At 46.1% G+C, this 8,320-nt stretch carries 8 protein-coding genes; 7 read left to right on the forward strand and 1 reads right to left on the reverse strand.

The features are described from left to right. The first annotated feature begins 170 nt into the window (after window positions 1-170). The 5 genes from QE390_RS20295 to QE390_RS20315 all read left to right on the forward strand — a co-directional run bounded on the left by QE390_RS20295 (window position 171) and on the right by QE390_RS20315 (window position 5,582). Entirely contained in the window at window positions 171-1,406 is a 1,236-nt protein-coding gene (locus tag QE390_RS20295; protein ID WP_307143521.1) for a pitrilysin family protein, read from the forward strand. 71 nt (window positions 1,407-1,477) lie between these two features. Continuing rightward, window positions 1,478-2,119: an O-methyltransferase gene (locus QE390_RS20300; protein WP_307143522.1), complete on the forward strand. Its 642-nt coding sequence runs from the start codon at window positions 1,478-1,480 to the stop codon at window positions 2,117-2,119. 239 nt (window positions 2,120-2,358) lie between these two features. Next, window positions 2,359-4,494, forward strand: coding sequence for a LysM peptidoglycan-binding domain-containing protein (locus tag QE390_RS20305; protein ID WP_307143523.1), 2,136 nt, complete (start codon window positions 2,359-2,361; stop codon window positions 4,492-4,494). A gap of 102 nt (window positions 4,495-4,596) precedes the next feature. Then, complete coding sequence (locus QE390_RS20310; RefSeq protein WP_106635728.1) at window positions 4,597-5,181, forward strand: DUF3109 family protein; 585 nt, start codon at window positions 4,597-4,599, stop codon at window positions 5,179-5,181. Between the two features lie 74 nt (window positions 5,182-5,255). Continuing rightward, on the forward strand, window positions 5,256-5,582 hold the full coding sequence (locus QE390_RS20315) for an MGMT family protein (protein ID WP_106635727.1): 327 nt from the start codon (window positions 5,256-5,258) through the stop codon (window positions 5,580-5,582). 104 nt (window positions 5,583-5,686) lie between these two features. Here the strand turns inward: QE390_RS20315 and QE390_RS20320 are convergent, their stop codons facing one another. Beyond that, window positions 5,687-6,013, reverse strand: a complete 327-nt coding sequence (locus QE390_RS20320) for an iron-sulfur cluster assembly accessory protein (RefSeq protein WP_106635726.1) — start codon at window positions 6,011-6,013, stop codon at window positions 5,687-5,689. 177 nt (window positions 6,014-6,190) lie between these two features. On the opposite strand from QE390_RS20320, the gene QE390_RS20325 reads away from it, so the two are divergent. Continuing rightward, on the forward strand, window positions 6,191-7,567 hold the full coding sequence (locus QE390_RS20325; protein ID WP_307143524.1) for a cystathionine beta-synthase: 1,377 nt from the start codon (window positions 6,191-6,193) through the stop codon (window positions 7,565-7,567). A 102-nt stretch (window positions 7,568-7,669) separates the two neighbouring features. Then, a complete protein-coding gene (locus QE390_RS20330; RefSeq protein WP_307143525.1) occupies window positions 7,670-8,188 on the forward strand; it encodes an ABC transporter permease in 519 nt (172 codons plus the stop codon). Window positions 8,189-8,320: the final 132 nt, after the last annotated feature.

Here is an 8,320-nt window from a genome sequence, read left to right on the forward strand (position 1 = left end):
CATCCTATTTAAATACCACTATTAACTATCAACATTTTGCTTTAATGTCGGTTAACTTTGAGTAACATATACCCGCTTACTCTTCTTTACGACAATTGTATTCTCTCATCAAAGAGATAGGAGGAAGATGAAAGGATTCCTTTCACAGCGAAATGTGGCCCTGATTATCAATGGAAGAATACCAATTACATACTTTACCCAACGGGATAAGAATTGTACACAAGCAGCTTACACATACGCAGATTGCTCACGTGGGCATCATGCTCGATATTGGTTCTCGGGACGAACAGCCTCATCAGCAAGGTCTCGCTCATTTCTGGGAACACATGGCTTTCAAAGGCACCGAACGGCGTAGTAACCTTCAGATCATTAATCGCCTGGAAAACGTAGGCGGCGAATTGAACGCGTACACGACCAAGGAAAAAATCTGCTTTCATGCCTCGGTTCTAACGGAGCATTTCGATAAGGCTCTGGATCTGATCACTGATATCACGTTCCATTCTTCTTTTCCTGAGAAGCAGATCGAACGCGAACGTAATGTCATTCTGGAAGAAATTTCCATGTATTATGATTCGCCGGAAGATGCCATTCAGGACGATTTTGATGGACTGATTTTTACTCAGCATCAGCTAGGAGCCAATATTCTGGGTGATGCCGATAGCCTGAAACGTTACAAACGCGAGGATTTCCAGGAATTCATTGCTCAGAATATTGATACTGAAAAGATCATCGTTTCGTCGGTTAGTAAACTACCTTTCAAAAAAGTAGTAGCTCTGGCCGAACGACTACTGAAGGATATTCCCGCAAAGAAAACCCAGCGAATTCGTCAGGCTCCTACCCTTTACACGCCTCAAAGCCAAACCGTTCGCCGGAACATTACCCAGGCTCAGGTGGCGATAGGCCGTCAGTCGTATGCTCTGGAAGACCCTAAACGTCTCCCCTTTTTCTTTCTGGTTAACCTACTCGGCGGCCCCGGTATGAATTCCCGGCTGAACCTTTCCGTTCGTGAAAAATATGGTCTGGTTTATGGAATAGATGCTCAGTATACACCGTTTACCGATACGGGTTATTTTGGCATTTACTTTGGTACGGAAGCCAGTCAGCTCAACAAGACCCATTCCCTGATTCAGAAGGAGCTCAAAACGTTACGCGAAAAGCCTCTAACAGCCAATCAGTTACACATTACCAAGCAACAATTAATGGGGCAGCTGGCCATGTCTGAAGAGGGTAACATGAGTTATATGCTAATGATGGCCAAGAGCCTGCTCGATACCCATCGGATTGAATCGCTGGAAAATCTTTTTGGGCATATTAAGGCCATTACGGCTCAGGAATTACAGGACTTAGCGAACGAAATGTTTGACGAAAAACAATTCTGTAGCCTTACTTTTTTACCAGAACATTGACAAATGTTCTGGTAAAATTACCTAGTAAATCATGTCATTTGTGAGAAGGTTTTCCCTAGTTTTGTTTTAGAATGTATTTTATTGATCAGGAAATAGAGGCCTATTCAGAAGCTCACACCAGCCCGGAAAGTGATCTTCTCAAGAGACTCAATCGGCAGACACACGTGAAAATTCTTCACCCCCGAATGCTGTCAGGGCATTTTCAGGGACGGATGCTGTCGATGATTTCATGGATGGTTCGCCCAAAAGTTGTGCTTGAAATTGGAACATACACGGGTTACTCGGCCCTGTGTTTTGCGGAAGGTCTGGCGGAAGGCGGGAAAGTCATTACCATGGATATCAAGGCCGAGCTGGAACCTTTTGTCCGGGAATTTCTGGATCAGTCTGATTATAAAAACCAGATTGATTACCGGTTGGGGAATGCCCGCGACTTAATACCCGATCTGGACGAAGTCTTCGACATTGTCTTTATCGATGCAGATAAACCCAGTTATTCCACCTACTATGATCTGACGATTGATCGGGTACGGCCCGGCGGCTGGATCATTGCTGATAATGTACTCTGGAGTGGAAAAGTAGCCCAGGCCAATGCGAAAATTGATAAAGACACGCAGCATCTTCTGGATTTTAATGCGAAAATTCAGAAGGATGATCGCGTTGAAAATATATTATTACCTATTCGTGATGGCTTGATGGTCGTACGAAAAAAATAATTCTGCATTTTTACCTTCCGATAGTAATCTTTTGAATCGTTAGGGTTCAGGTCTTCGTTATAGAGGACAACGCTTAACCAGATCAACCATGATTAGAGGTATCCTTATTATTGCGTTTACTCTTGTCCTAAACGCATACGCTTCTGCCCAGCTTTTTCAGGCCCCCACGCGGCTTACCTTTGCAAATGTCAACGTAAAACTCGACGCCGGAGCCCAGCAAATAGTCCAAACCGACGTTTATGCCCTTTTGTCGAACCGGACCACCCTCAACACACGCCTGGATCGGGCTTCTCTTTACTTTCGCGATCGTTGAAAATATCCTTTCGGAAGAAAAAGTCCCTAATGATTTTAAATACCTGGTTTTGCAGGAAAGTGGCCTCGCTCCCGATGCTGTTTCCACTTCCAATGCCGTAGGTTTCTGGCAGTTCAAGAAAGAAACGGCTACGGATTACGGCCTGCGTGTGGACGATGAAATAGATGAACGCAAGAATATTCATGCTTCTACGCGGGCGGCGGCTAATTATTTAAAGAAAAATAACACAGCCTTAAATAACTGGATTTCAACCCTTTATTCCTATTACTTAGGCCTAGGCGGCGTTCGGTCACTGGTACCAACGGAATGGAATGGAGCAAATGAAATAACACTTACTGACAAAACGGATCGCTATATTCTGCGTTGCCTGGCTCACAAACTAGTGTATGAAAACGAGTTACGCGGATACCGCACCAGCCAAACGCCTTTCTACGAATACAAGGCCAGCGGTGGAAAAACTTTTACGCAAATTGCCGATCAGCTCGGGGTGGACGAAGTAGAATTACGTCGGTATAACCGTTGGGTGGGCGGCTCAAAAATTCCCCAAGATCGCCCTTATACCATGCTGGTGGTAGTGGACAACAACCGTCCTGCTGCTCTTGCTTCCAATCAGTCGGCTCCACCCGTAGCAGTTTCGCAGGCTAATACTCCTTCGGCTAATCGCACAGCTACGGCAGCGGCAGCCCGGAAAGCGAAAGCGAGAGAGCCTGAATTTCCGGTTCTGAAACGCATTACCCCCCCCTCCAATCGTGCTTCCAGCGGTCCTGTTTACTATCAGATTAATGGTAGAGATGGAATTCTTGCTCAGGATGGAGATACCTACGAAACTATCGCTAAACGTGCGGACATCCGGGCGGGTCGTTTTCTATCCATTAACGACATGGAAGAAGATGACAAAATTGTAGGAGGTAAAGTGTATTACATTCAGAAAAAAGCCAAAAGTGCACCCGTAGAATTCCATACTTTACAACACGGAGAAACGGCCTGGGATGTCTCTCAAATGTATGGCATTCGTTTGAGCTTCCTATTAAGGAAAAACCGCATTGCTTCTGCTACCGAACCTCTGCAACCAGGTCGAGTACTATGGTTGAAGAAACGCCGCCCCGGCAAAACAGCGATTGAAGTAGTTCCTCTGCCAGAACCCGAAAAAGCAAAGGAAGAAGTTCCTGTCTTAGCCAATACTGAAACAAAAACGCCTGAAAGAACTACGGCAACAGACGTAGTAGTAACTGTACCTACCAACACAACACCTGCTCAGTCTGGCTCAGGTCGAGTAGTATTAGTAGATGAGAATGGCCAGATTATCTCAGGTAATCCTTCTATTACTCGTCCAGTTCAGCCCTCCATTGAACAGCCTGTTCGGACAGAACCAGTTCGAACACAACCCGAAGTAGTGAGCCGTCCAGTTACAAATCCGAACCGATACCCAGTTACACCTGGAGAAGAAGCTCCTACTCGTCAACCTGCCGTTCGTACAGAGGCCGCTTCCGAAAGCTACCACACGGTCGAATCGGGAGAAACGTTCTACGCCATTGCTCGTAAATACAACATGAAGCCCGATGAGTTACTGGAATTAAACGGACTGAAAAGTTATCCTTTACTTAAAAAGGGTGAGAAAGTGCTGGTGAAGGGTACGCCCGTGAGCAATCCCATTCGCGTGGAAGAAACAGCCGTGGCTCCCGTTCGCGAAGCAACTCCTTCCTCCGAAAGTAAACCAGCTTATCACGTTGTTAAATCAGGTGAAACGTTCTTCGCTATTGCCAGAAAATACAACATGAAGCCCGAAGAATTGAGAGACCTGAATGGCTTGCAAGCATTCCCTCAGGTAAATGTTGGCGATCGTTACGTATTACGGGCCGGTACCGCTCGCCCCGCCACCAGCAGCATCCCTGCCACTACTACTACTGGAGAGTGGCGTTACCATACCGTTCAACAAGGGGAAACCATGTTTAGTATTGCCCGTAAGTATGACATAAAAGTGGATCAAATTCGCTCCTGGAATAACATGTCGGGCACAGACATGATTCGCACAGGTCAACGGTTGAAGATCAAAAACAAATAATTACCCGTCTGCGTGAACGCAGGCCCTCCGACAAGTGTTAATTTTGATAGCGGGAATCATTTCCCGCTATTCTTTTTTAGTGGACTTTCCACCCTAACGAGCATGATACTGATTGATAATACCGTCATTTCAGACGACATCGCAGACCAATATTTCGTTTGTGATCTTCTTAAATGCAAAGGAGCCTGTTGCGTAGAGGGCGACCTCGGAGCTCCGCTTTCAATGGATGAATTACCTAAGCTGGAAGAAGTATACGAACAGGTGAAACCTTACCTTTCGGAGATAGGCATCAAAACCATTGAAGAGCAGGGCGTATACGTTGAAGATTGGGAAGGCGATTATTCTACGCCCGTGATTGAAGGTCGGGAATGTGCATATGCAGTTTATGATCAGAAAGGCATTTTAAAATGTGGCATTGAACAGGCTTATCTAGACGGTAAGATCAACTGGAAAAAACCCATTTCCTGTCATTTATACCCTATTCGGGTCACAAAATATGAGCAGTATGATGCCCTGAACTACGACCGCTGGCACATTTGTTCACCCGCCTGCGAACACGGAGCAGCCCTGAAGGTGCCCGTCTATAAATTTCTGAAAGATCCCCTGATTAGTGCTTATGGCGAAGCTTGGTACGAAGAACTCTGCCGGGAAATTCAGGATCGCCTGGACGCGAAGCATGAATCTTAATGAATCATTACCCGATCAAGTGAATACTCGCCTAAAAGGTGTGATTATTCACTCTTTTATTACCTTACCACACGATGCCTTCTTCAGACGCTTTTCAGGATATTTATGAAGTAGTAAAACTTATCCCTCCCGGACGAGTGACCAGCTACGGGGCTATCGCCGAATACCTTGGTTCAAAAGGGGGAGCAAGACTGGTGGGTTGGGCGATGAATGCCTGCCATCACCTCTCCGACGTTCCGGCCCACCGCGTGGTGAATCGGAATGGCGTACTCACCGGGAAGCATCATTTTGGAGGAAATCGGATGCAGGAGTTACTAGAGGCCGAAGGAGTCGAAGTAAAAAACGACCAGATCCAGGATTTCAAAAATCGCTACTGGATACCGAAGGATGAGTTATTATAGTTAACCGTTGTTGGTTTTTAGTTATTTAGATCACTAGGGCCTCTCTAAACGAAACATCCCGAAAGTTTTAACTTTCGGGATGTTTCGTTTAGAATAACCAATAACTAAACTGCGAAGCTTTCGCCGCAACCGCAGGTGCGAGAGGCGTTAGGGTTGAAGAAGACAAAACCTTTTCCGTTCAGCCCGCCGGAGTATTGTAATTCGGTGCCCGCCAGATAAAGAATCGACTTGCGATCTACCATTACTTTCACTCCTTTATCTTCAAATACCATATCGCCCGCTTCCGGCTCAGAAGAAAAATTCAGATCGTACATCAGACCTGAGCATCCGCCGCCTTTCACGGCTACCCGTACGCTAAAGTCTTCCGTAAGACCGTCTTTCTTACGTAATTCTATGATTTTATCAGCTGCTTCCTGAGATACCGTTACCATATTTTATTGATAAATAAGAAGGTTAAAACTTCTATTGTTGATTTCTTCCTACAAATTTACTCCCGAAATCCGAACAGTCATAGACTGTAATAGGTTTCCTGAGTACGGAATTTTACCAGTTCCTATCTAAAGAATTTGACACTTTCGGTCATTGATCGATTTATTTTTCTTTCAGCCATGCACTACTATAACCATATTATTGAGACCATCGGCAATACGCCGCTTGTCAAACTCAACAAAGTTACCAAAGGAATTCCAGGGACTATTCTTGTAAAAGTAGAGTACTTCAACCCCGGTAACTCCGTGAAAGACCGCATTGCTCTTCGGATGATTGAAGACGCCGAAGCAGCGGGCATTCTGAAACCGGGCGGAACCATTATTGAGGGAACTTCGGGTAATACGGGTATGGGCCTGGCTCTGGCCGCTGTCGCGAAGGGCTATAAGTGTATTTTCACGATGGCCGATAAGCAGTCCCAGGAAAAAATCGATATTCTACGGGCCGTGGGGGCTGAAGTGGTGGTTTGCCCCACGAATGTAGAACCCGATGATCCGAGAAGTTATTACTCGGTAGCCAAGAAATTAAATCAGGATATTCCGAATTCGTTTTACCCCAATCAGTACGACAACCTTTCCAATTCGGCGGCCCATTACGATACCACGGGTCCCGAAATCTGGTCGCAAACGGGTGGCGAAATCACGCACTTTGCGGCGGGCGTAGGTACGGGCGGAACGATCTGCGGAACAGCTAAATTTCTGAAAGAAAAAAAGGCAGACGTCGTAACCGTCGGTCTGGATACTTACGGCTCAGTTTTCAAAAAGTATAAAGAGACGGGCGAATTTGATCCGCATGAAATTTACCCCTACCTCACGGAGGGCATCGGTGAAGACATTTTGCCGAAAAATGTAGATTTTAATCTTATCGACCATATCCTCAAGGTAACCGACAAAGACGCCGCCATCATGGCTCGCCGACTGGCCCGGGAAGAAGGTTTATTCGTCGGCTGGAGCTGCGGAACAGCCGTTTACGGAGCTTTGGAGTACGCTCGGGAGCATTTAAAAGAAGAAGACGTGATGGTCATTCTACTCCCCGACCACGGCACGCGTTACCTGAATAAGATTTACAATGATAACTGGATGAAAGACCACGGGTTCCTGGAAAGCCGCTCCTTTGCTACTGCCCGCGATCTCATCCGCATTCGTCACCGCAACACGCCACTCATTACCCTTCCCCAGCAGGCACGCGTAAGCGAGGCGATCCGCCTGCTCAATCGCGACGGCATCAGTCAGATTCCGGTGGTTGATGAAACGGGTAACTTCGTGGGCAGTATCTCAGAATCGACGATCCTATCATTACTAATTCAATCGCCGGACATTAAGGAATTACCCATTCAGGAAATTATGGAGAAACCTTTCCGGTTTGTGGGCTTTCACGACACCATCGACGTTTTGGCTTCGCTAATCGATAAAGACAACAAAGCCCTACTCGTTCGTGACGAAGTTGATCGCGTTCACATCATCACTCAGGCCGATTTATTACTGGCGATGACTAATTAAGTATTTACAAGAAATGATCTACTAAAGGAAGGCTTATCGGCCTTCCTTTTTTGCTGAATATCGCTTTCATTTGGGTGACGATTTTCTCACCTTATCCCCAACATGAAAAAAGTTCTATTTTTTCTTCTGCTGGCTCCCCTGGCAAGCTACGCCCAGCAAAGTATTGATCTGACTACTGAGCACGCAGCGAATTTCAATGGCTTTGAATACGGCTTTGATATTACGAACGAGCGAAAGATGGAAATCAAGAACGAGAATTACAACCGTTTTGAACTGCGGGTGTACGTTCGAAATAATAGCGGCTGTTCGAAAATCCTGTTTCCACGACCAACCGCCTTCGGCGAGCAGAACCAGAATTTACTCGCCGCCTTCCTATGCGTGAATGCCACGGGCAAACGCCTCACCTCGAAAGACGCTCAGGTTTACGCCGGGCCTTTTGTCATCCCCTACAAACAGACCGTAAAGAATGCTGAAGGCAAGATGATCACCACTACGACGAACATTCAGGTGGGACATCTATTAAAAAATGGAGAAATTTCTTCAGAAAATTTAATTGTAATAGTGCCTGAGGGTGAGGCACCTAGAATGAAAGTAGTGGTTCAAGACTTAATAGAACTATAATTTTTTCGAAACAGCACTTGACAAAGCTCCCAAATACCACTACTTTTGTGACACAAACAGAGGGTTGGCGGAGTGGTCGATCGCGGCAGTCTTGAAAACTGTTGACTGTAACAGGTCCGGGGGTTCGAATCC

Origin of the sequence: Siphonobacter sp. SORGH_AS_1065, assembly GCF_030818595.1 — a bacterium.
GTDB lineage: Bacteria > Bacteroidota > Bacteroidia > Cytophagales > Spirosomataceae > Siphonobacter.